We start from the raw sequence: 22,917 nt of genomic DNA, 5'->3' as shown, positions 1-22,917 counted from the left end.
GGGTGGGGAGGGGACTTTAGTGAGGTTTTGGAGAGGCTTTTTTCCCTCATCCCGCTACTTCACCGTCACCTCGGTCCGCTCGCCGGCCTTGACGCTAACGGGTTTTTCCTTGGGCGCGGTATCGCCCGCATAGCGGGCTCGCACGATATAGTCGCCCGGCGGCAACGTCTCGTTGAGCGCCGCGCCATTGCTGCCGGTGATGTCCTCCTGCCGGCCCTGGATATCCTTGGCGGCGCCGACCACCTCGATATGGCTGGCGCCGGGTGCCGTGACGGCCAGCACGCCGCCATTGATGTTGACGCGGACCTCGAGGCGCTCGCCGGCCTTGATCGAGAACGGCGTTTGGCCGGTGGCCTGGCCGAGTTCGGCTTTCAGGACGAAATCGCCGGCCGGAATGTCGAGCACCCGGTTGATGCCGTAGCTGCCTTCGATCGAGGCCGGCTCGCCGCTCATATCTTTCAGCACCGAGACGATATCGAAGCGGATGCCGTTTTCCTCGACGTCCGGGCCGCCCTCCGCGTAGACCGCCTTGGGCAGCACCACGCCGGTGGCGATCACCATGTCCCGGGCGACCGTTTCTCCGGCCCTGACGCTGGCCTTGTCGGAAACTTTCGCCACGCCGATGCTGGCCTCGATGTCGATATCGCCGGCCGGCACGTAGAAGGCGCGCTCGCCATAGCCGCCATCCGCGAAACGGCCCTGCCGGATGTCGAGGCGGGCACTCTCGTCCCGCTCGCCGCCTTGCGTGCGCGTCGGCTTCAGGATCAGAATGCCGGCCTCGAAATTGACCTTGATATCGGTGATCTCGTCCCCCTTCACCTCGAAGGGCACCTCGCGCGACAGTTCCGCCAGCCGCGCCAGGGCCACGTAGCGTCCGGGCGGCAGGGTGGTCTCAAAGGTCGCCTCGTAGCCGCCGTCGATCGCATTGGCCAGCCGCTTGCCATCGGCGGCGGTCGGATAGATATCCCAGCGCACCTCGGCCAGGTCGCCGAGCGACGGGCCGCCCTCCGACAGCACGGCATCGGTGCGCAGGTTGAAGCTCGGAGCGGGCGGTTGCGGTGTCGGCGGCGGCAAAACGCTGACCTGTGCGGCAACCGCGCTGCCGAACATCAGGGCCGTGACCGTTGCGATCGCGAAAACTATGCGCATGGGGAATACCTTGCTGACCGTTGGGGAGGAGCATGTTGCATGGGCCGCCGGACCTGGCAAGCGGGCCATATGTCACGGCAGACCGGCCGGCGGCGCTGCCCATGTTGCATCGCAAATGGATTATTTTGAGATGCCGGCGGCCAAATTCAGGGTTTGGTAACCAAGATCGGTAACCATAAGCATCGTGTTCCAGCAGCACGCTTCAGTGTAACCCGGTTCCCGCGTCAGCGTAAACAGTGAGTATCCGATGGCTTCAGTATTTTCGCTCGCCGATCTTCGCCGCGCCGATGGCGCCAAGTCATGGATCGATACGATTATCAAGGGCGATTGCGTGGCAGCGCTGGAAGCCCTGCCGGACAATTCGGTCGATGTGATCTTCGCCGACCCACCGTATAATCTGCAGCTCGGCGGTGCGCTTCACCGTCCCGATCAGTCGCTGGTCGATGCCGTCGACGATGCCTGGGACCAGTTCGCCTCCTATGATGTTTACGATGCCTTCACCCGCGCCTGGCTGCTCGCCTGCCGCCGCGTGCTGAAGCCGACCGGCACCATCTGGGTGATCGGCTCCTACCACAATATCTTCCGCGTCGGCACGACCCTGCAGGATCTCAACTTCTGGATCCTCAACGACATCGTCTGGCGCAAGACCAATCCCATGCCCAATTTCAAGGGCCGCCGTTTCCAGAACGCCCATGAGACGATGATCTGGGCCTCGCCGGATCCGAAGACCAAGGGCTATACCTTCAACTACGACGCGCTCAAGGCCTCCAACGACGACGTGCAGATGCGCTCCGACTGGCTGTTCCCGATCTGCGCCGGCGCCGAGCGGCTGAAGGGCGAGGACGGCAAGAAGATCCATCCGACCCAGAAGCCGGAAGCGCTGCTGGCCCGCATCATCATGGCCTCCACCAAGCCGGGCGATATCGTGCTGGACCCGTTCTTCGGTTCGGGCACCACGGGTGCTGTCGCCAAGCGCCTCGGCCGCCACTTCGTCGGCATCGAGCGCGAGCAGGATTATATCGACGCGGCGTCTGCCCGCATCGCTGCCGTCGAGCCGCTCGGCAAGACCGAGCTGACGGTGCTGACCGGCAAGAAGGCCGAACCGCGCGTCGCCTTCAACACCCTGGTCGAAAGCGGCCTGGTCAAGCCCGGCCAGGTGCTGTCCTGCGCCAAGCGCCGGCACCGGGCCATCGTGCGTGCTGACGGCACACTCGTCTCCGGCGGCGACGCCGGTTCCATTCATCGCCTTGGCGCCAAAGTCCAGGGTCTTGATGCCTGCAACGGATGGACCTTCTGGCATTTCGAAGAGGGGGCAACCCTGCGCCCCATTGACGATCTCAGGTCGATCATCCGCAATGGTCTGGCAAAGCTGGATTAACGGTCCGCCCAGCTTTGTCAGACCGGTTATTCTTCTCTCGGTTTTCGTACCTTCAGTCCCGAGAGGAGAGGCTTGGCGCCCGGAACCCTTAAAAGGTTTCGGGCGCCATCTGGCGTTTTGGCGCCCTCAGTAATCCGTCACATCGACGCGGATGATCCGTCCCGCATCATTGAAGGTGATCGTCTCCTCGCCGCGCCGCACCAGCGCCTCGCCGGTCTGCGAATGGGTGGCGTTCAGCGACCACACGGCCCGCGCCGCCATCGGCGAGACAGGCTCCACCAGTTCGTCCAGCGCCACCTGATCCGGATAGCTGTCGAAATAGCGGCGAAAGGCCTGCAGGATCGCCGGCCGACCTTCAAGCGCGCCGACCTTGATCGAGCCGTAGACGGCATCCTCACTAAAGAAATCCTCGATCGTCGCAAAATCGAGGGCGTTGATGGCGGCATGAAAGCGATGGACGGCGAAGACCGGGTCGAAAGGCATGGCGTGTCCTTGGTTGAAATCTGTCTTGAGACATCCCGGCAGAAAAGCCGATCGGGTCTTGCGGGGCAAGCCCGCTGAACGTGAGGCGACCTCCAGTTTCGGACAAGTCGGACTTCCTACAGCTCGTGCGCGTCAGCAAGAGGAGTGCCCGTGTCGGCATTGATGGATCAGGCAAAGCAGCAGTTCAACCGGGGCGATCTGCAGATCGCGCTGGCGACGCTCGGCCGCCTGATGGTCAAGGAGCGTCGCAATGCCGATGCCTTCATCCTGGCTGCCACCATCCATGAGAAACTCGGCGACCGGGCCGCTGCAGCCGGCCTGTTTGCCGGCGCCATCGATCTGACTTCCAAGCTGCGCCGCGAAGTGGCGTTCCGGGCCGCCAGCCACTATGTCGCCGTCAACGACAATGCCGCAGCGCTTGGCGCGTTGCAGACGCTTTACCGCCACCTGCCCGACGATGTCGACGTCAACCATTCGATCTGCAGCCTTTACCGCGAAGCCGGCCGCTATGACGAGGCGCTGCCCTTCGCCCGCAGCCTCCTGAGCATCGGCCGCACCTTCGGCAATTTTCTGAACGCCGGCATCGTGCTGTCCGGCCTTGGTCGCTACGAGGAAGCCTATCCGGCGCTGACGCGCGCCCATCAGGAAAAGCCGCAGGAACGGCTGGCGCTCAGCGAACTGTTCTGGTGCGCCGCCAATCTCTGCGATTTCGCCACCGCCGACCGCCTGCAGCGCCAGCTGGAAGAGGCCTATGCCAGCGAGGGCGATGCGGCCGATATCCGCGAAAACGCCTTCCGCGCCATCACCTGGTCGGGCAATGAAGCCTATCACGCGCTCTGCGCCCGCCGCACCGCCGCCACCCTGTTTCCGCCGGCAGCACCCGCGCGCCCGCCACGGGTCAGAAATCCCGGCGAGCGCTTGCGCATCGGCTATCTCTCCTGCGATTTTTTCGAGCATGCCACCATGGCGCTGTTTGCCGGCGTGCTGGAAGCCCATGACCGTACCCGCGTCGAGATTTTCGGCATCTGCCATACTGCGGCCGGCAGCCGAAAAGGGCCGATGCGTCAGCGCTTTCTGGACTCGGTCGAGCATGTCGTCGATATCCTCGACCTCGATGATGATGCCGCGGCCCGGACCATCGCCGCACTCGATCTCGATGTGCTGGTCGATCTGAAAGGCTTTACCCAAGGCAACCGTCTCGGCATTTTCAGTCGCCGCCCGGCGCCGCTTCAGGTCACTTATCTCGGCTTCCCCGGCAGCGTCGCCGGCGTTGGCATCGATTATGCGCTGACCGATGCCGTGGTTACCCCGCCGGCAAGCCAGCCCCATTATGCCGAAAAACTGCTGATGCTGAGCCCCAGCTACCAGTGCAACGACGCCGCGCGGGCCGCCGTGACGCGGCAGGGGACGCGGGCCGATCACGGCCTGCCGGAAGAAGGCGTGGTGTTCTGCTCCTTCAACCAGGCGCAAAAAATCCGCGGCCCGGTCTTTGCCGCCTGGATGGGGATTCTAAATCAGGTCGAGGGCTCGGTCCTGTGGCTGGCCGATCAGCCGGCTATCGCCAAAGTCAATCTGAAAGCAGCGGCAGCGGCTGCCGGCATCGCGCCTGAGCGGCTGGTGTTTGCCCCGAAACTGCCGATGACTGATCATCTGCAGCGTCTCTGCCAGGCCGATATCGGTCTCGATACCGGGCCTTACAATGGCCACACCACGACGTCAGACGCGCTGTGGTGCGGCGTGCCGGTGGTGACTTTCAAGGGCACCAGCTTTGCCGGCCGGGTCAGCGAAAGCCTGTTGACGGCGGTCGGCCTGCCCGAACTGGTCGCGAAAGATTTAACCGAATTCGGCCGCCTGGCGGTCGATCTGGCGCAGGATGGGGTCCGCCAATCCCTCCTGCGCCAGCACTTGATCAAGGCCCGCCAAAGCGCCCCGCTGTTTGATACAGTGGCGCTGACGCGGCAGATCGAGACAGCGCTGGAAGGCATCTGCCAGTAAGATCTACCTCCTGGAACCCACCCGAACCGCATAGTCCCGCGGAATGCCGACGGTGACATCGAACCACGCCGACGCCTTGGCGCGCTGCTGATGGGCGTCGAAGGCGGCCCGGTCGACAAAGGCTTCCGACACCATGAAGCGCCCGGCAACATCGCCGCTTTCGCTGACCTGAAACGACAGACAGCCGGGTTCGGCCAGCGTCAGCCTGATATGCTCGGGCAGGGCAGCCCGCACCTGCTCCAACCGCTCCGGCGGCACGTCGATATGCCCTTCGAGAAAGATGCGCAGGTCCTGAAGCTCGGTCATAAAGTTCCTCATGTCTTGCCGATCGTGTGGCTATGTCGAAATACCTTGGCACAGCCTCCGGCACAAGCAAACCGCAACCGGCGTTCTTGGGTATTGGATAGGTCGGCCGCAGCAGGACATGACCCATATCGATTGAGCGCGGGGTCACCCGCCTTTGGCCTGCCGGCCATCGTCCCTCCTGCCCGCCATCCCGGCGCAAGGCCCGGTTGAGGGAAGGTGTTGATAAGCCGCCGCCTTTGCTTCGCGCCACAGCCTCCTGCCGTTTCGTAAAGATTGCATTCAGCCTTTTTTGGTAAAACTCCGTTAGCACTTTGTTTCAGTGGGTCGTCGGCGGGCGTCACAAACGCCGCGATCGTTGTTTTGCGTACGGGTACCTTATGCGTTTATCGACCGTGTCAGCCATCGCTCTTGCCTGCCTGCTGACGTCAGGCTGCTCCACATCCACGCCGGACACGGCGCTGGCGGTGTCGCCGGAGACGACCAGCGCCGTGGCCGTGCGGTCCGGGCCGGTGCCGGCCTCCAACGTTGGCGCAGCCGCGCCCGTCGCCGGCGATCCGCATGAACTGGCCTGGGCCGGGCCCGTGCCGGGCGGACAGCCTGCGATGCAGATGCAGGCGCAAGTCCAGAGCCAGACCCAGGCGCTGGAGCCGATGGCCAGTTCCGCCGGCATGCCGGTTCCGGGCGAGCGCACCGTTGCCATGCTGGTGCCGATGCCGCCGCAGCCGCAGCCGGAAGCGCCGGCGGCGCCCTCGTCGCGCTCGCGCTCGCAGATCTACAGCCAAAAATTCCGCGATGCCAAGCCGATCAATTTCGGGCCGATCTCGCCGCGCAGCCATGCGGTGCACGGCGTCGATATCTCGCGCTGGCAGGGCGAGATCGACTGGGCAAAACTGCGCACGCAAGGCGCCAACTTCGCCTTCATCAAGGCGACCGATGGCGGCGACCATCTCGACCCGATGTTCAAGACCAACTGGAAGCGCGCCAAGGAGGCCGGCATCCGCCGCGGCGCCTATCACTTCTTCTACTGGTGCCGCACGGCCGGCGAGCAGGCCGACTGGTTCATCCGCAACGTGCCGAAGGAGGTCGGCGCCCTGCCGCCGGTGATCGACGTGGAGTGGAACGGCGAATCGAGCTGCAGCCAGCGCATCTCGCGCAAGCGCGTGCTGGAAAAGATCAAGGTGTTTGCCGACAAGCTGGAACGCCACTATGGCCAGCGGCCGATCATCTACACCGCACCGGATTTCTACGAGGACAACCTGACCGGCGAATTCCTCGACCATCCCTTCTGGCTGCGTTCGGTCGCCGCCCATCCCTCGAAACGCTATCCGAACCGCAAATGGGTGTTCTGGCAATATTCCGGCTCGGGCCTGTCGCAGGGCGTCAAGGGCAAGATCGACCTCAACGTGTTCCACGGCAGCGAACAGCAATGGCACGACTGGGTGGCCGCCAAGGCGCGCTAAGGTTTTTTCTGCAAGGCGTGCGGCGGGTGACATTCGCCAAGGCCCGGGCGGTTGAGAATGGCCGAAAGGATGCATCATGGAATTGCTGGTCTGGGGGATCTTCTATCTGGTCAGCGCCCCGATCATCTTTTCCCCGACGATCCTCTATCTCTGGGCGATCCCGCGTGTGGTGCGCTATGCGGCCGGTTTTTCGCCGGTCGCCGCCGGTGGCATCCTGACCGCCTATGTCGTGGTGCCCTGCATCCTGTGGGGGTTCGCCTACATCTCTGCGAAGAACGCCCAGGATGCCTATCAGGCGCGGATCGATGCGCTGCCAAAGGTCGCGGTCTCAGAGCTTCAGCCCGAACTGGCAATTGTGACCAAGGAGAAGGTTGTCCTCGCTGAGCTCGATCCCGATCCGTCGGGCTGTCCGCCCCCGCTAAGCCCCCGGCAGCCACGGCAGCAGCTGACGCAGATGCCGGCGCGGTATCTGCTGCTCGATACGGACAGTGACATTCCTCTTGGCCGCAGCGGCAAGGCCACCACCGCCGGCGAAGGGCCGTTTCAGCTGACGCTGGTGGAGAACGGCAAGAGCAGCCTGGTGGCCTTCCACTATGTGCCCTTCAATCCCAAGCCGATGTTTCCGCCAATCTTCACCCTGCATGGCTGGTTTCATCTGCCCAATACGATCAACACAACGCAGGTCAGGGCGAATGTCGTCGACTTCGTCCGGCACGCCACCGGTCGCTGCATCGAGTATTAGGCTTCAGCCGGACCGGACCCTGCCGAGCACCGTCAGCGGATCGGCAGCGCCAAAGGCCACGGACAGCAGTTCGCCGCTGGCCGGCACCACGCCGGTCAGGCTGATATATTGACCTGATGGGTGACCAGCACCACCGGCGGGCCCGGCGGCAGAGCCGCCATCCAGCGTCTCAGGGCTGAGGTCGCCGCGCGCCCGGCTCCTGCGTTCGGCAAAGGCGGCGAAGGCACGCGCGAAGGCCTGAGTATCGATCAGCCGCAGGAGCCGCGAGAAGGTGTCGTGGCTGGGGGCGACGTCATAATCGATCAGGCGCGACAGGGCCTGGCGACGCTCCTGCGCGAACAGGGAAAACTCGGTCGCGCATGTCGCCCCGCACAGGCTTGCTGCGATCATCATCACGATCAGATCGCCAAGCCGATAGCTGGCATTGGCGCCACGCGGATCCGGCACCGAGCCGAAGTAACCTTCAAGACAGGACATCGCAGTTCTCCTTTGAAAAACTGCCATCCCAATGAATCGTCCTTCGCCTCATTGGCAAGACAAAAATTGCCATATGCGATTCCCCTGCCCGTGTGGGGGGAATACCCGGCAGGGGGTCACCGCAGGCACTGAACGATCGGGTTCAGCCCCCTAAACCCGCAGGCCCCGCGCGACCAAATCTTCGCGCAGCTTGTCGGCGCCGGTGAAGTGTACGGCCTGCCAGCCGGCGCTGATGGCGCCTTCGACATTGGGGTGGGAATCGTCGATGAAGATCGTATGGGCCGGTTCCAGCCCGAAGGTTTCGGCATGGCGCTTGTAGATCGCAACGTCCGGCTTGATCAGGCCCACTTCGCCCGACACCGTCACGCCGCGCGACAGGGTCAGGAACGGATACATCTCCTGAGCCTCGCGAAAGGTGTCGGCGGCGAAATTGGTCAGCATCGTCACGTCATGGCCATCGGCGATCAGGCTTTTGAGGATCTCCACCGAACCGTCATAGGCATGCGGCACCATTTCGCGCCAATATTGCCGGAACGCCCGGATCTGCGGCTCGCGCGCGGGATGAAGGGCGATCAGTTCGGCCTCTGCCTCGGACCAGGCGCGGCCGCGGTCCTGCTCGATATTCCAGTCATGGGTGCAGACCGTGTCGAAGAAATGCCGGCGCTCGGCCTCATCGGGAATGATGCGGCTGAACGGCAGGTTGGGGTCGTAATGGATCAGCACTTTGCCGATGTCGAACACGATGTGGCGAATCTCGTCAGCCATGGATCATCCTTTTGGCGGTTGGAACGCGGTCGGAATAGCCTGTGCGATGACCTTTTTCATGACGGTCGGCAGGGCCTGCGCATCAAGATTTGTGACCGGTTCCCACCATCCGTCATCGCCACTACGTTGAGTGATCTGAGCGCGGTAGATCGACAGCCGGAGTTCGAAATGGGTGAAGACATGGCTGATCGCCCCGCAGGCCTGCCAGGCGGCCGCAAACGGCGCGCCGTCCTCGCTGTCGTCGCCGTCGAGGCGCGCCGTCCAGCCGGTGGTCGGCACTTCCGTCATGCCGCCGAGCAAGCCGCTGTCCTTGCGCCGCCTGAGCAGGATCTCGCCATCGCCATTGACCGCCACATAGGCCGCCCCGATGCGCACCGGCTTGTCCTTCTTCTTCTGCTTCACCGGAAAGCGCTCCGGATCGTCACCCTTCAGCGCCAGACAGGCGCCGTTGAACGGACAGAGCGCGCAGGCCGGCCGTTTCGGCGTGCAGATCGTCGCGCCCAGATCCATCATCGCCTGGGCAAAATCGCCCGGCCGGTCTGGAGGTGTCAGCGCCGCGACGCGCACCTTCATCAGAGGTTTCGAGCCGGGCAGCGGCGCATCGATCACATAGAGCCGCGAGATCACCCGCTCGACATTGCCGTCCATGACAGCGGCCGGCCGGTTAAACGCGATCGCCGCCACGGCGGCGGCCGTATAATCGCCGATGCCCGGCAGGTCTCTCAAGCCCGCCTCCGTATCGGGAAAGACGCCGCCATGCTCGAACGCCACGGCCTCGGCGCATTTCTTCAGGTTGCGGGCCCGCGCATAATAGCCAAGCCCCGCCCAGGCGGCCATGACGTCCTCGACCGGCGCTTCTGCCAGATCGGTGACCGTCGGCCATAGCGTCAGGAATTTCGCGAAATAGGCCTTCACCGCCTGCACGGTGGTCTGCTGCAGCATCACCTCCGACATCCAGATATGGTAGGGATTTGGCCGAATGCCCTTGGCCGCCATCCCAGGCGAAATCCGCCAGGGCAGGTCGCGGTGATGCCGGTCGTACCAGGCCAGCAATGCCTGTGCGTTCGGGTCTCTAACGGTCTTTGAGGTCATGATTTGCCGGAATGGGTAAAAGGGCCTTATAATTGGGCAAATCAGTCTTGTCGATCAAGGCTGAGACCCCTGCTTGTCGCCCGAAAGTGTGAAGCGGTTTCGGGACCACGACATGCAGGCCTGAAATCCGGAAAGCAACAGACCATCATGAAGCCCAGCAGGCGCGGCGCCATCCAGATTTCCGAAGCGGCCAATGGCATCATCGATCCGGTGATCGCCCGGCGCGCCGGCATTTCCACGGCCCTGCTCGGCTCGTGGCCGGAAATCGCCGGCCAGGATTTCAGCGATTGCACGCGGCCGGAGAAGATTGCCTGGCCGCGCCGCGATTATCCCGGCGACAGCGGCGGCAGCCGGCCGGGTGTGCTGACCATTGCCTGCGAAGGGGCGCGTGCCTTGTTTCTGACCCATGCCCAGGGCGAGTTGATCGGCCGCATCAACAGCTTTTTCGGCTATCCGGCGATCGGCCAGATCCGCATCGTCCAGAAACCGGTGTCGCAGACCTTCAAGCATCCCGCCCCGCCGCGCAAGCTGCAGGGCGAAAAGGCCGAGCGGCTGGCCGGCCTGATGGAGGGCATCGAGGACGACAAGCTGCGCCAGGCCATCGAGCGGCTCGGCACCGGCGTCCTGTCAAAGCGCAAGACATAAGTGTAGTCAGGGTTAAAAATGACACATCCGTTGCCGAACTCAGATGAAGACCGCGAACTTCTAAAAAGGCTCGTTATCTCATATGGTGATCTTCAAATGGCGCTGAGCGCTATCACTTTCCTTGGCCAAGAGATCGATCAGGACGCGAAGTATAGCAAGATCGAACTGCGGCGTTTCAAATGTTACGAAACGACGTTTGTGGTTTCATATGGTCGTGCTTTCACGAAGAGCAACGGCGGTAGGTTCGACAGGCTCTCGCTCAAACGAATCGGGGCAAAGCTAAACGCAACGGAAGGAATTCTGCATAAATCCATCATTCAAATGCGTAACACTATTTATGCACATTCCGATGAGGATTTTGCTCACGCCCGCGTCGATTTCATGAAATTCGAGATGCCGACTGGAACTTTTGTCGCACCGCACCCGCAGTTTGAACACGGTCTGGAATTTGCTGACTTGTTCAAAAGGATAGCGGCGATGGAACTTACAGCGAAAATTCTGGATGGCGTTTTGGAGACGATGCGGAATATCGGAGAACGGTCACCGGAAGGGTTTTTATACCTAACGCCTTTATCAACAGTTGAGCAGATAAATTCGCGTGAAGCCGCGGCAGGTGTGACCTCGGTCGTGGACATTACGCCTCGGCACCAAAACGAGCGAGTCAATCAAAATAAACCGGATAAATGAGGCAGTAATTCAAAAATCCTGGAGATAGTCAGGACGTCTGCGGCGTTGCGTAATGATGAAGGTTTTGTCATTTGAAAATCCGGCGCTTTTCAGTCACAGATCTTTGAAGAGTGATCGCCAACCATGCCTTGTTTGCGGCGCGGCGGCGATATAACCACTGTTTCAGTCTTTCAAAACCTCAATGCGGGTGAACACCATGTCGATCTCCGAACTGAACCTTACCAAGCGCCACCTGCTGGCGGGCATCGCCACGGCCGCCGTCGGCATCACGCTCAGCGCGCCTGTCGCCTTTGCCGCCGCCGAAGTGCCGGCCGCCGACCGCGATGTCGACATGGACGCCGTGCTGAAGCCGGGCTCCCTGCCGGAAAAAACCATGGGCGACGCCAATGCGCCGGTCAAGATCGTCGAATACATGTCGATGACCTGCCCCCATTGCGCCAATTTCCATGAAAAGACCCTGCCGGCCATCAAGGAAAAATACGTCGACACGGGCAAGGTTCTGTTCATCATCCGCGAGTTCCCCTTCGACCCCGCCGCCACCGCCGCCTTCATGCTGGCGCGCTGCGCCCCCGAGCCGCAATATTTCAATTTCGTCTCGATGCTGCTGAAGCAGCAGCGCAGCTGGGCGGCTCCCGCCGACGGAGATGTGCGCGGCGCCATGCTGCAGATGTCCAAATTGGCCGGTTTTACACAGGAGAGCTTCGAAGCCTGCTTGACGAACGCCCAACTTGCCGCTGATGTGTCGGCTGTAAGGGACCGCGGAGCGAATGACTTCGGCGTCAACTCGACTCCGACCTTCTTCATCAACGGCAAGAGCTATTCTGGAGACATGTCGGTTGAATCCATGTCGGCGCTCATCGACAGCCTGCTCTGATTTGTCCGACCGTATTGCAACGGGCGGCGGGGACACCCGCGCGCCCGTTTTTCACCTCCCCCTTGAGGGGGGAGGTCGCGCGAATGCGCGGGTGGGGGTGACACTCCGGGCGATCACCCCACCCCGGAGCTTTGCTCCGACCCTCCCCCTCAAGGGGAGGGTGGACCGATGAAATTCAACCGCCTGCGCGTGCTCGGCTTCAAGTCCTTCGTCGAGCCCACCGAATTCATCATCGAGCGCGGCCTGACCGGCGTTGTCGGGCCGAACGGCTGCGGCAAGTCCAATCTGGTCGAAGCGCTGCGCTGGGTGATGGGCGAGAATTCCTACAAGAACATGCGCGCCTCCGGCATGGACGACGTGATCTTTTCCGGCTCCGGCCACCGCCCGGCCCGCAACAGCGCCGAAGTCGGCCTCTTTCTCGACAATTCCGACCGCACCGCGCCTGCCGCCTTCAACGACCAGGACGAGATCCAGGTGACGCGCCGCATCGAGCGCGAAAACGGGTCGGTCTATCGCATCAACGGCAAGGAAGCGCGCGCCAAGGATGTGCAGCTGCTGTTTGCCGATGCCTCGACCGGCGCCCGCTCGCCCTCCATGGTCGGCCAGGGCCGTATCGGCGAGCTGATCCAGGCCAAGCCCCAGGCGCGCCGGCAATTGCTGGAAGAGGCCGCCGGCATTTCCGGCCTGCATTCCCGCCGCCACGAGGCCGAGCTGCGCCTGCGCGCCGCCGAGGGTAATCTGGAGCGGCTCGAAGACATTACCACCCAGCTCGAAAGCCAGATCGACAGCCTGAAGCGCCAGGCCCGCCAGGCCAACCGTTTCAAGATGCTGTCGGCCGATATCCGCGCCCGCGACGCCATGCTGCTGCATATCCGCTGGGTGCAGGCAAAAGAGGCCGAGGGCGAGGCCGAAAGCGCGCTCAACCAGGCGACTGCGCTGGTGGCAGAGCGCGCCCAGGCGCAGATGGAGGCCGCCAAGAACCAGGCGATCTCCAGCCTGAAAATGCCGGAGCTGCGCGAGGAGGAAGCCCGCGCCGCGGCGGCCCTGCAGCGCCTGCAGATCGCCCGAACCCAGCTGGAGGAAGATGCCGGCCGGCTGATGAAGCGCCGCGACGAGCTGACCCGGCGTCTGGCCCAGCTCGACGAGGACATTCGCCGCGAGGAACGGCTGGTCGCCGACAATGCCAGCATCCTCGACCGCTTGAGCGCCGAAGAGGCCGAGATCGAGGAAGCGCTGGCCGATTCCGGCCGCACGGCGGAAGACTTGCGCGACGCCTTCGAGATCGCCGCCGAGACGCTGGCCGAAAGCGAACGGCTGTTTGCCGCGCTGACCGCCGAACGCGCCGAGGCCTCGGCCGGCCGCAACCAGCTGGAACGCGCCATTGCCGACCTCTCGGAGCGCCGCGGCCGGCTGACCCGCCAGGCCGAAGAGGCCGGCCGCGAGCTCGAACAGATCGCCGGCCGGCTGGCCAGCCTGGCCGATCCGGATGAGAAGCGCGACATGGTCGAGGCGGCCGAAATCGCCCTGGAAGATTGCGAAACCGCCGCCGGCGACATCGAGACGACGCTTGCCGAAGCCCGCCGCTTCGAGAGCCTGGCCCGCGCGCCCCTGGAGGCCGCCCGCGCCAGGGTGGCATCCCTTGAAACCGAAGCCCGGACGATCGCCAAAATTCTGTCCTCGTCGGGCACATCGGGCGAATTTTCACCCGTTGCCGAAGAGCTGCGCGTCGATCGCGGTTTCGAGACGGCCGTCGGAGCCGCCCTTGGCGACGATCTGGAAAGCCCGACCGATCCACGCGCCCCGGCTTACTGGAGCGGCATAGGGACCGGCACCGACGACCCGTCGCTGCCGGCCGGCGCCGTGGCGCTGATCGGCCATGTCACCGCACCGCCAGCCCTTTCCCGGCGCCTGAAACAGATCGGCATTGTCGATCCGTCTGAAGCCGAGCACCTGATGCGGCAATTGGCGCCCGGCCAGCAGTTGGTCACCCGCGAAGGGGCGGTCTACCGCTGGGATGGCCATGTCACCGGCTCGGAAGCGCCGAGTGCGGCGGCCCTGAGACTGGCGCAGAAGAACCGGCTTGCCGAGCTTGGCGAGGAGATCGACGAGGCGAAAAGCCAGGCACTCGAGGCCGACGAGCGCCGCGCTGCGGCTCTTGAAGCGATTACCGGCGAGGAAAAGCGGCTGGCCGAGGCGCGCGATCGCCAGCGGCTTGCCGCCCGCCAGCTGGCCGAGGCCCGCGACGCGCTGTCGGCGGCTGAGCGGGCGTCGGGCGAGCTGCTGCGCCGCCGCGACGTGGTCGAGGAGGCCCTGAACGGCCTGCAGGCGCAGATCGAGGAGGCAGCAGCGCAAGCCGAGGATGCGGCGATCGCGCTCGAAGAAGCCCCCGATGTCAGCGATCTCGACCGGCGGCTGCGCGAGCAGCAGATGGAGGTGGCGACCGGCCGCGGCCTGGTGGCCGAGGCGCGTGCCCGCCACGAAGGGCTTGCCCGCGAAAACGACCAGCGCAACCGTCGCATCCTGGCCATCCGCCAGGAGCGCAGCACCTGGGCGGCCCGCGCCAAGAGCGCCGAGGAGCATATCGCCACCTTACGCGACCGCGAGGCGGAGGCCCGCGACGAGGTCATGGACCTCGAAATGGCGCCCGACGAATTCGAGGAAAAGCGCCGCGCGCTGATGAGTGAGCTGGAAAAGGCCGAAGCCGCCCGGCGCGCTGCCGCCGACCGGCTGGCGGAGGCCGAAACCCGCCAGCGCGACGCCGACCAGAAGGCCGCCGCCGCCCTGTCGGCCCTGGCCGAATGCCGCGAACAGCGTGGCCGCGCCGAGGAGCGGCTAATGTCGGCCCGCGATCGCCGCAAGGAAGGCGAGGCGCGCATCCAGGACGCCCTGTCGGTGCCGCCGCACGAGGCCTTCCGGCTGACGGGCTTAAAAGCCGATGACGCCATGCCGGACCTGCGCGAGGTCGAGCGCGAGCTCGACCGGCTGAGGATGGAGCGCGAGCGCCTCGGCGCCGTCAACCTGCGCGCCGAGGAAGAGCAGAAGGAACTGTCCGACAAGCTGGCCGCCCTGATCAAGGAGCGCGACGACGTGATCGACGCCATCCGCAAGCTGCGCGGCGCCATCCAGAGCCTCAACCGCGAGGGCCGCGAGCGGCTGCTGGCCGCCTTCGACATCGTCAACGTGCAGTTCCAGCGGCTGTTCACCCACCTGTTCAACGGCGGCACGGCCGAGCTGCAGCTGATCGAAAGCGACGACCCGCTGGAGGCCGGCCTCGAAATCCTCGCCCGCCCGCCGGGCAAGAAGCCGCAGACCATGACGCTGCTGTCGGGCGGCGAGCAGGCGCTGACCGCCATGGCGCTGATCTTCGCGGTCTTCCTCACCAATCCGGCACCGATCTGCGTGCTCGACGAGGTGGATGCACCGCTCGACGACCACAATGTCGAGCGCTATTGCAACCTGATGGACGAAATGGCCGCCTCCACCGAGACCCGCTTCGTCATCATCACCCACAACCCCATCACCATGGCCCGCATGAACCGCCTGTTCGGCGTCACCATGGCCGAACAGGGCGTCAGCCAACTGGTCTCTGTCGACCTGCAGACGGCGGAGCAGCTGCGCGAGCGGGATGTGGTCTAGTCACTCGGGTGGAGGGATGTTTCCAATATGGGAACGCGATACTTGTTTCCAGATTGGAAACCTGCTATGAATGGCTATGCGCGTGATCGCTCGATCGGCTTTGCTGGAGTTCTGCAACCGCCTGCCGAAAAGCAGTCAGGCGGCAGCCAAGGCTGCGATGATCGAGTGGCATACGACGACGCTTGGTGCCGATTGGGATAATTTCGCGGATGTGAAGAGAACGTTCAATTCCGCGGACTATGTCGCCAATGGCAAAATCGTCTTTGACGTCGGTGGCAACAAGTATCGCATCGTGGCGTTGATCGGCTTTCGCACCAAGCGGGTCTTCATCCTGTTTGTCGGCACCCATTCCGATTATGATGCAATCGATGTGGCAAAGCTTTGAGGGAGACCATGATGGATATCCAGTCGGTTCGCACTCTGGCCGATAAAGCCGAATATCAGGCAGCCCTGCAGGCCGTACGGCCGTATTTTGACAACGAGCCGGAGGAGGGCACGTTTGAAGCCGCGCATTTCGATGCTCTGGTCCTGCTCATCGAAGACTATAAAAACCGCCATTATCCGATCCCGCGCGCCGCGCCCATCGAGGTCTTGAAGTCTGTCATGGCCGCCAACAACTACACGCGCGCCGATCTGATCGAGATCATCGGTTCGAAAGCCCGCGTCGCCGATCTGCTGAACGGCCGCCGCGAGATTAATCTGGAGCAGATCAAGAAGATCAGCCGCGCCTGGCACATTCCGCCAGCGGCCTTGATCGGAGATCTCGCGGCGTGAGGCGGGCAGCCCCCATTCTCCTCCTCCTCGCCCTCCTCCTCACATTCCCCATCCCCTCAATCGCTGCCGAGCCGCTGTCCGGCAATTTCCTCGCCGACGTCATCGCCACGTCAGAGCCGCATCGCGACAGCCTCACCGCGCTGCTGAAGGGCCGGCGCGGGTTGCCGTCCTGGGTGCGCAATATGGTCAGCCAGCCGCGCTATGTGGCGCTGGCCTCGGAGCGTTTCGACATTGCCGGGCAGGCGATGCAACGTTTCAGGGCCTGCCAGCCGGGACGCTGCGAGGCAAGCCGGATCTGGGTGCTGTATTCGGCCGATGGCAAACGGGCTGTGGCGCGGGTGGTGGACGAGGGGCTTGGCGAAACCCTGTTCGGCGATCCCTCGGTGGCGGAATTGGCGGCGCTGCGACGCTAAGCGCTTCAGTGCCGCCGCCTTTCGCCTGCGCGCCAAAACTCACGCCCGCCAGAACGGCCGGCTTGCCTGCTCTTCCGCCTGCGCCCGGGTCAGTCCGAAATCTCTCAGCATCTCGTCGGTGAAACCAGGCAGATCGCGCTGCATGCGCTGGCGCTCGCGGTGGCGCCGCCAGCAGAGCCCAAGCATGGCCACCAGCCGCGCCAGCGGGGTGGGTTTTGGATGTCTGCTGACATGCAGCCGGGCCTTGAGGTCTGCCGTGCCGAGGATCCGGCTGTCGGTGCGAAGGCGGACGGTCATGGGCGTTTCTCCTGACTTGAGATGTTGGAAGATTACGCCTATTGCTGAAAGAAAAAATTGAATAATAAGAACGGAACCTGTGAATAAAAGTGACATAGGGTCGATCCATGGAACAGCTGCCGCCGCTCGCCTCGCTGATTGCCTTTGACGCGCTCTACCGAACCGGTTCGGTGACGGCGGCCGCCCGCCTGCTCGGGCGCACCCACAGCGCCGTCAGCAAGCAGCTGCATCACCTGCAGGACCACGCCGGCGTCGAACTGTTTCGCAAACAGGGCACCGGGCTGGAGCTGACGGCCGATGGCAAGAGCTTCGCCCGGACGGTGATCCGATCCTTCGACGATCTGCGCAGCGGCTATGGCGCGCTCAAGCGTCCCAGCAGCGACGCCCCTGTCTCGATCGCCGTCAGCGCCACCTTCGCCCGCGTCTGGTTTATTCCGACCGTGTCGCGCTTCAATGTCGACTGGCCCGAGATCGACATCGTCATTCGCCTCGCCGGCCCGATGGGCAGCCGCGAACTGGATCCGCCGCCCGATCTGCTGATGTCCTGGGACCGCCTGCTGTCGCCAATGCAAGACGATCCTTTTGCCGTGCCGCTGGGCGACGTGGAAATCGGCCCGGTTCTCGGCCCAGCCCACCGCCACAGCTGGGATGGCGCCACGCTGGACTGCGCGACCCGCATCGACCGGCGCGGCGCCGAAATCGTCTGGGACAATTGGCAGCGCCTCTCCGGCCACCGTTTCCGCGCCGACCGGGTGACCAGCTATGACCATTCCTATCTGGTCTTCGAGGCGGCCCGCATGGGCATGGGCGCTGCCATCGCACCGCGCTTCCTGGTGGAGGACGAGCTTGCCTCGGGCGCCCTGGTCGCGCCGGCCGGTTTCCTGACCTTTCGCGACGGCTTCTACGTCCGCCCCCACGAAACGCGCGAGGGCCGGCTGTCTAGAAATGCCCGCATCTTTCTGGAATGGCTGCGGGACAATGCGCGCCTGCCGTCCAGTGGTCATGTCCCTGCGCGTGCCAGCCGTGATCCTGGCTGACGGATGCTTTCCCCCGCCTTTTTAACCCTTCGCCGCAATTATGATGCAATGCAGCATAAACTTTGTCGGTGAACGTTTCCAATCCGTCACAATTGCAGTAATCCTAGTGCAAAGGCCTGATTGGGTGGAGAAAAGGGCATGACGAAGTGGGTCTACACGTTCGGCGACGGCAAAGCCGAAGGGCGTGCGGGCGATCGCGAGCATCTGGGCGGCAAGGGCGCCAATCTGGCGGAGATGGCAAGCCTTGGCCTGCCGGTGCCGCCGGGGCTGACCATCGTCACCGATGCCTGCAGCTTTTATTATGACAATGGCCGCAGCCTGTCGGAAGACATGAAGGCGCAGGTGCTGGACGGCCTGAAGGGCATCGAGGCCATTGCCGGCCGCGCCTTCGGCGATCAGGAAAATCCGCTGCTGCTCTCGGTGCGCTCCGGCGCCCGCACCTCGATGCCCGGCATGATGGACACGGTGCTGAACCTCGGCCTCAACGACAAAACCGTGCAGGCGCTGGGCCACACCTCCGGCGATGCGCGCTTTGCTTGGGACAGTTATCGCCGCTTCATCCAGATGTATGGCGATGTCGTCATGGGCCTCGACCACGAAATGTTCGAGGAAATCCTCGAGGACGAAAAGGCCCGCTGCGGCCACGAGCTCGACACCGAAATGACCGCCGGCGAATGGCAGCATGTCACGGAACTCTACAAGGAGATGATCGAGGCGGAGCTGGGCGAAGCCTTTCCGCAGGATCCCTTCGTGCAGCTCTGGGGGGCGATCGGCGCGGTCTTTGCCAGCTGGATGAACCCGCGCGCCGTCACCTATCGCCACCTGCATGCCATTCCCGCCGAATGGGGCACGGCGGTCACCGTCCAGGCCATGGTATTCGGCAATCTCGGCTCGACATCGGCGACCGGCGTCGCCTTCACCCGCAATCCCTCGACCGGCGAAAAGGCGCTCTACGGCGAATTCCTGGTCAATGCGCAGGGCGAGGACGTGGTCGCCGGCATCCGCACGCCGCAATCGATCACCGAGGCCGCACGGCTCGAAAGCGGCTCCGACAAGCCGTCGCTGCAAAAGGTCATGCCCGACGCCTTTGCCGAGTTCGGCCGCATCTGTGACCGGCTGGAGGCCCATTACCGCGACATGCAGGATCTGGAATTCACCATCGAGCGCGGCCGGCTGTGGATGCTGCAGGCCCGTTCCGGCAAGCGCACCACCAAGGCGGCGATGAAGATCGCCGTCGACATGGTCGCCGAAGGGCTGATCACCGAACATGAGGCGGTCACCCGCATCGAGCCCTCCTCGCTCGACCAGCTGCTGCACCCGACCATCGACCCGCGCGTCACCCGCGACATCATCGGCTCCGGCCTGCCGGCCTCGCCGGGGGCGGCGACCGGCGAAATCGTCTTCACCTCGGAAGAGGCCGTCATTGCCGAAGAAGAGGGCCGCAAGGTCATCCTGGTGCGGGTTGAGACCAGCCCGGAAGACATTCACGGCATGCATGCCGCCGAAGGCATTTTGACCACCCGCGGCGGCATGACCAGCCATGCGGCGGTGGTCGCCCGTGGCATGGGCATCCCCTGCGTCTCCGGCGCCGGCACCATGCGGGTGGATCTCCGCAACGAGCTGCTGCTCGGTATGGGCGTCAGCCTGAAGAAGGGCGACATCATCACCATCGACGGCTCGTCCGGCCAGGTGTTGCGCGGTGCCGTGCCGATGCTGCAGCCGGAACTGTCGGGCGATTTCGCGCAATTGATGGTCTGGGCCGACAAGGCCCGCCGCATGACCGTGCGCACCAATGCCGATACGCCCGCCGATGCCCGCGCCGCGCGCTCGTTCGGCGCCGAAGGCATCGGCCTTTGCCGCACCGAGCATATGTTCTTCGAGGGCGAGCGCATCCAGGACATGCGCGAGATGATTCTCGCCGAAGACGAGGCCGGCCGGCGGGCAGCGCTCGCCAAGCTGCTCCCCATGCAGCGCTCCGATTTCACCGAACTGTTCACCATCATGCACGGCCTGCCGGTGACCATCCGCCTGCTCGATCCGCCGCTGCACGAATTCCTGCCGAAGACCGACGAGGAAATCGCCGAAGTCGCCGCCGCCATGCAGATGGAGCCGCAGCTGCTGCGCCAAAGGGTCGATGCCCTGCACGAGTTCAACCCCATGCTCGGCCATCGCGGCTGCCGGCTGGCGATCTCCTATCCGGAAATCGCCGAAATGCAGGCCCGCGCCATTTTCGAGGCCGCCGTCACCGCCGCCCGCGACACCGGCGCGCCTGTCGTGCCGGAAATCATGGTGCCGCTGGTCGGCCTGCGCTCCGAGCTCGACTATGTCAAAGCCTCGATCGACCGCATCGCCCGCGACGTGATGACCGAGGCCGGCCTTGAGATCGACTATCTGGTCGGCACGATGATCGAGCTGCCGCGCGCCGCCCTTCGCGCCCATGTGATCGCAGAGGCCGCCGAATTCTTCTCCTTCGGCACCAACGACCTGACCCAGACGACCTTTGGCATTTCCCGCGACGACGCCTCGGCCTTCATCCCGACCTACCAGAGAAAAGGCATCATCGAGCACGACCCCTTCATCTCGCTCGATTTCGACGGCGTCGGCGAACTGATCCGCATCGCCGCCGAACGCGGCCGCCGCACAAGACCCGACATGAAACTCGGCATCTGCGGCGAACACGGCGGCGACCCGGCCTCGATCCATTTTTGCGAGGATGTCGGGCTGGATTACGTGTCGTGCTCGCCGTTTCGCGTACCGATCGCAAGACTGTCGGCGGCGCAGGCGGCCATCAAGGCGGGGCGGGGGGAGATCTAAAGCAGCCGCTTCCCCGAAGCGCGCACCGTGGCTGGTCGGCAAGGCGGTATGTATGGTCCTATAAGATCTCACGTTCGGAGGTCTTCACCTCCTTTTTGAGCTCCTTTAGATTCGTATCGAATAGCGATTCCACGATAGCCCCGAGCATGGCGCCAAGAGCTACCTCGACTGCAGCAAGGGCCATCCTCAAGCTCTGCGGGTCTTCAGCAATCCCGAAAGGGTACGCAACGATTGCGTAGATAACGAATCCAACGAAGACAACAGGTATACCCACTGAAATCGCTGCATAGCTCGAACTCACCCGCCGCGAAGCTGCTTTAATCTCGGGATTCCGCATCACGTGTTTCACCGCAGCGAGAGCGAAAAGCCCAGTAAGTGGCGATAGAATTAAGACGATCTCTAGCTTTTCTGCGGTCGAGGCAAGATAAGCGTGGAGATGGGTAAATACTAATATGATTGCAGTGATATGGCCAGCAACAAGCACTGTCGCGACCATTCCCTTGATACTATCGTGCCGCATTAGAAATTGCCCTCCACGTAGCCGCCGAGCACCTCTGCCGCCCGGTTGGCAATTAGATTGGACCAAACACTGAGCGTCTCGAAGTCGCGACCTGGTTGGCCGTTGCTATCCAAGTATTCTAGTCGTCTACCCGCGCGAACCAACCCTTCAGGAAGTGTCTCCAGGTCCTCTGGCGCACGGATCTCAAACATGTCGAGCACAGTTAACTCAACAACTTCACCAAGATTGTCTGAGTGCGTGTTAATCCCAATTGAGATGTTTATATCGGCCTTATACCAATAGCCTGTTCCGTGATTGAGTTGGAGCGCGCGTCCGGGGCCAAGCGCTGTCGTGACATAGCTATGACCCCGTCCAAACTGACGAAGTTCCGATGACGTGACGCCCTGCCCAAAAAGTTTTGTCACCAGCAGATCCTCAACCTGCTTTTGCACTCCCCCAGGGTGATACTCGCCACCCGGAATTAGAGTGTGGAGCTCCAGTCCGGCTATATGGACCGGAGGCGCTCCGGCACCATCTCCAATCCGGTTAGCGCATACTTCAGGTCCGAGACCATGGAGTTCTGTCATCGCCTGAAACTCCATTCCTGGACCAGTATCAACGCCAACGGCGCAGGTTCCGTTCTGACAGCTTTCATCCGCAAATATGAGCGCGTTATCAACTACCCATTCATTCTTAGTTTCGTCCCAGATCTGCGCCGCCCACCCGTTTTTCATCAGAAGTTCGACCACCTCTCTTCGAAGAGATACGGGAAACTCAACTTCAATGAACCCCGTAACAAATGGGGCGTCGCCGTGTCTGGAAACGCAAGACGGATCGTCTTTTCGATAGAACACATTTGATGTTGAGAAAAATTGTTGGGTGGCACCTGAGGGTAGCTCAAGTATGACCGAAGCCCTCTCGTAGGCAATGCCGAAGATCTGTTCTTCCTTTATCGTCGCGGTCCAAGATTGCCCATCCTCGTCGAGCCACCGCCAAGTCGGCGGCTTAGTCTCGGTGATTTTTCCTCCCTGAACGTCGATCGTGGTGCCAAGACAGTCAATCTCAAAGACGAAAAAGCCATCCTGGCCTGTTTCTTCATTTATGAAGTATCGGTTGAAAAATTCCATCTCAGAATGGCGGCAATAATATCCTTTTGTTTGGGTTGCCTGCGGTTCTTGACTTAGTGCTGCAAGCGCCAGCGCGGCAGTGAATCCAAGTGTTCCAAGAATAACTGAGGTTCTATTTGCCACCGCACAGCTCCGCCCAAGAGGGTACTGCTATGATGCACGCTTCCGTTGCATATGTGAATAGATTTCGCTGGCTGTTGCGGCAGAAATTGCCTTCACACTGCGCACGTACCGGTGCTGCCTGGCAACGAAGTACTCTTGTTGTTA

22 protein-coding genes are annotated in these 22,917 nt (G+C 63.1%); 13 read left to right on the top strand and 9 right to left on the bottom strand.

The genetic code is table 11. The annotated features are described in order from the left end of the window. Positions 1–54 precede the first annotated feature (54 nt). Entirely contained in the window at positions 55–1,149 is a 1,095-nt protein-coding gene (locus tag HGO38_RS24540) for a hypothetical protein (protein WP_250958444.1), read from the bottom strand. Positions 1,150–1,396: 247 nt separating this feature from the next. Here HGO38_RS24540 and HGO38_RS24535 point away from each other — a divergent pair, with 247 nt between their 5' ends. Next, entirely contained in the window at positions 1,397–2,527 is a 1,131-nt protein-coding gene (locus tag HGO38_RS24535; RefSeq protein ID WP_250958443.1) for a site-specific DNA-methyltransferase, read from the top strand. Between the two features lie 126 nt (positions 2,528–2,653). Here the strand turns inward: HGO38_RS24535 and HGO38_RS24530 are convergent, their stop codons facing one another. Further along, the gene (locus HGO38_RS24530; RefSeq protein WP_250958442.1) at positions 2,654–3,010 is read right to left on the bottom strand and encodes a nuclear transport factor 2 family protein; all 357 of its coding nucleotides are present in this window, start codon (positions 3,008–3,010) and stop codon (positions 2,654–2,656) included. Between the two features lie 150 nt (positions 3,011–3,160). Between HGO38_RS24530 and HGO38_RS24525 the strand changes: the two genes are divergently transcribed. Beyond that, the gene (locus tag HGO38_RS24525; RefSeq protein WP_250958441.1) at positions 3,161–5,005 is read left to right on the top strand and encodes an O-linked N-acetylglucosamine transferase, SPINDLY family protein; all 1,845 of its coding nucleotides are present in this window, start codon (positions 3,161–3,163) and stop codon (positions 5,003–5,005) included. A gap of 3 nt (positions 5,006–5,008) precedes the next feature. On the opposite strand, the gene HGO38_RS24520 is transcribed toward HGO38_RS24525, so the two are convergent. After that, positions 5,009–5,311: a putative quinol monooxygenase gene (locus HGO38_RS24520; RefSeq protein WP_250958440.1), complete on the bottom strand. Its 303-nt coding sequence runs from the start codon at positions 5,309–5,311 to the stop codon at positions 5,009–5,011. A gap of 377 nt (positions 5,312–5,688) precedes the next feature. On the opposite strand from HGO38_RS24520, the gene HGO38_RS24515 reads away from it, so the two are divergent. Continuing rightward, positions 5,689–6,771 (top strand): glycoside hydrolase family 25 protein, encoded by a 1,083-nt coding sequence (locus tag HGO38_RS24515; RefSeq protein ID WP_250958439.1) that lies wholly within the window; start codon positions 5,689–5,691, stop codon positions 6,769–6,771. 76 nt (positions 6,772–6,847) lie between these two features. Next, positions 6,848–7,513, top strand: a complete 666-nt coding sequence (locus HGO38_RS24510) for a hypothetical protein (protein WP_250958438.1) — start codon at positions 6,848–6,850, stop codon at positions 7,511–7,513. Between the two features lie 3 nt (positions 7,514–7,516). Here HGO38_RS24510 and HGO38_RS24505 read toward each other — a convergent pair whose 3' ends face one another. The 3 genes from HGO38_RS24505 to mutY form a co-directional block, all read right to left on the bottom strand. Then, entirely contained in the window at positions 7,517–7,990 is a 474-nt protein-coding gene (locus HGO38_RS24505; RefSeq protein ID WP_250958437.1) for a transposase family protein, read from the bottom strand. A gap of 150 nt (positions 7,991–8,140) precedes the next feature. Then, positions 8,141–8,755, bottom strand: coding sequence for an HAD family hydrolase (locus HGO38_RS24500; RefSeq protein ID WP_250958436.1), 615 nt, complete (start codon positions 8,753–8,755; stop codon positions 8,141–8,143). A gap of 3 nt (positions 8,756–8,758) precedes the next feature. After that, positions 8,759–9,847, bottom strand: a complete 1,089-nt coding sequence (mutY, locus tag HGO38_RS24495; RefSeq protein WP_250958435.1) for an A/G-specific adenine glycosylase — start codon at positions 9,845–9,847, stop codon at positions 8,759–8,761. A gap of 147 nt (positions 9,848–9,994) precedes the next feature. Between mutY and HGO38_RS24490 the strand changes: the two genes are divergently transcribed. From HGO38_RS24490 to HGO38_RS24460, 7 genes are all read left to right on the top strand, one after another. Further along, positions 9,995–10,492, top strand: a complete 498-nt coding sequence (locus tag HGO38_RS24490) for a DUF721 domain-containing protein (RefSeq protein ID WP_250958434.1) — start codon at positions 9,995–9,997, stop codon at positions 10,490–10,492. Between the two features lie 18 nt (positions 10,493–10,510). After that, entirely contained in the window at positions 10,511–11,179 is a 669-nt protein-coding gene (locus tag HGO38_RS24485; protein ID WP_250958433.1) for a hypothetical protein, read from the top strand. A gap of 196 nt (positions 11,180–11,375) precedes the next feature. Then, the gene (locus tag HGO38_RS24480) at positions 11,376–12,053 is read left to right on the top strand and encodes a DsbA family protein (protein ID WP_250958432.1); all 678 of its coding nucleotides are present in this window, start codon (positions 11,376–11,378) and stop codon (positions 12,051–12,053) included. 168 nt (positions 12,054–12,221) lie between these two features. Next, on the top strand, positions 12,222–15,689 hold the full coding sequence (smc, locus tag HGO38_RS24475; protein ID WP_250958431.1) for a chromosome segregation protein SMC: 3,468 nt from the start codon (positions 12,222–12,224) through the stop codon (positions 15,687–15,689). Positions 15,690–15,759: 70 nt separating this feature from the next. Further along, a complete protein-coding gene (locus tag HGO38_RS24470) occupies positions 15,760–16,074 on the top strand; it encodes a type II toxin-antitoxin system HigB family toxin (protein WP_250958430.1) in 315 nt (104 codons plus the stop codon). An 11-nt stretch (positions 16,075–16,085) separates the two neighbouring features. After that, positions 16,086–16,463: a helix-turn-helix domain-containing protein gene (locus HGO38_RS24465; RefSeq protein ID WP_250958429.1), complete on the top strand. Its 378-nt coding sequence runs from the start codon at positions 16,086–16,088 to the stop codon at positions 16,461–16,463. Continuing rightward, positions 16,460–16,876 carry an Ivy family c-type lysozyme inhibitor gene (locus HGO38_RS24460; RefSeq protein ID WP_250958428.1) on the top strand — a complete coding sequence of 139 codons (417 nt, stop codon included), beginning with the start codon at positions 16,460–16,462 and terminating at the stop codon, positions 16,874–16,876. Before HGO38_RS24465 ends, HGO38_RS24460 begins: the two co-directional genes overlap by 4 nt. A gap of 39 nt (positions 16,877–16,915) precedes the next feature. Here the strand turns inward: HGO38_RS24460 and HGO38_RS24455 are convergent, their stop codons facing one another. After that, positions 16,916–17,173 carry a DUF1127 domain-containing protein gene (locus HGO38_RS24455; RefSeq protein ID WP_250958427.1) on the bottom strand — a complete coding sequence of 86 codons (258 nt, stop codon included), beginning with the start codon at positions 17,171–17,173 and terminating at the stop codon, positions 16,916–16,918. Between the two features lie 107 nt (positions 17,174–17,280). Here HGO38_RS24455 and HGO38_RS24450 point away from each other — a divergent pair, with 107 nt between their 5' ends. Together HGO38_RS24450 and ppdK are read left to right on the top strand one after the other, a co-directional pair. Further along, a complete protein-coding gene (locus tag HGO38_RS24450) occupies positions 17,281–18,210 on the top strand; it encodes a LysR family transcriptional regulator (RefSeq protein WP_250958426.1) in 930 nt (309 codons plus the stop codon). 138 nt (positions 18,211–18,348) lie between these two features. Further along, positions 18,349–21,024 (top strand): pyruvate, phosphate dikinase, encoded by a 2,676-nt coding sequence (ppdK, locus tag HGO38_RS24445; protein ID WP_250958425.1) that lies wholly within the window; start codon positions 18,349–18,351, stop codon positions 21,022–21,024. Positions 21,025–21,082: 58 nt separating this feature from the next. On the opposite strand, the gene HGO38_RS24440 is transcribed toward ppdK, so the two are convergent. Both HGO38_RS24440 and HGO38_RS24435 read right to left on the bottom strand, forming a co-directional pair. Further along, complete coding sequence (locus HGO38_RS24440) at positions 21,083–21,544, bottom strand: hypothetical protein (protein WP_250958424.1); 462 nt, start codon at positions 21,542–21,544, stop codon at positions 21,083–21,085. Then, complete coding sequence (locus HGO38_RS24435) at positions 21,544–22,773, bottom strand: hypothetical protein (protein WP_250958423.1); 1,230 nt, start codon at positions 22,771–22,773, stop codon at positions 21,544–21,546. Before HGO38_RS24435 ends, HGO38_RS24440 begins: the two co-directional genes overlap by 1 nt. Between the last annotated feature and the right edge of the window lie 144 nt (positions 22,774–22,917).

Source organism: Rhizobium sp. CG5, assembly GCF_023701945.1.
Lineage (GTDB): Bacteria > Pseudomonadota > Alphaproteobacteria > Rhizobiales > Rhizobiaceae > Allorhizobium.
This window is presented reverse-complemented; position numbering and strand designations above follow the sequence as displayed.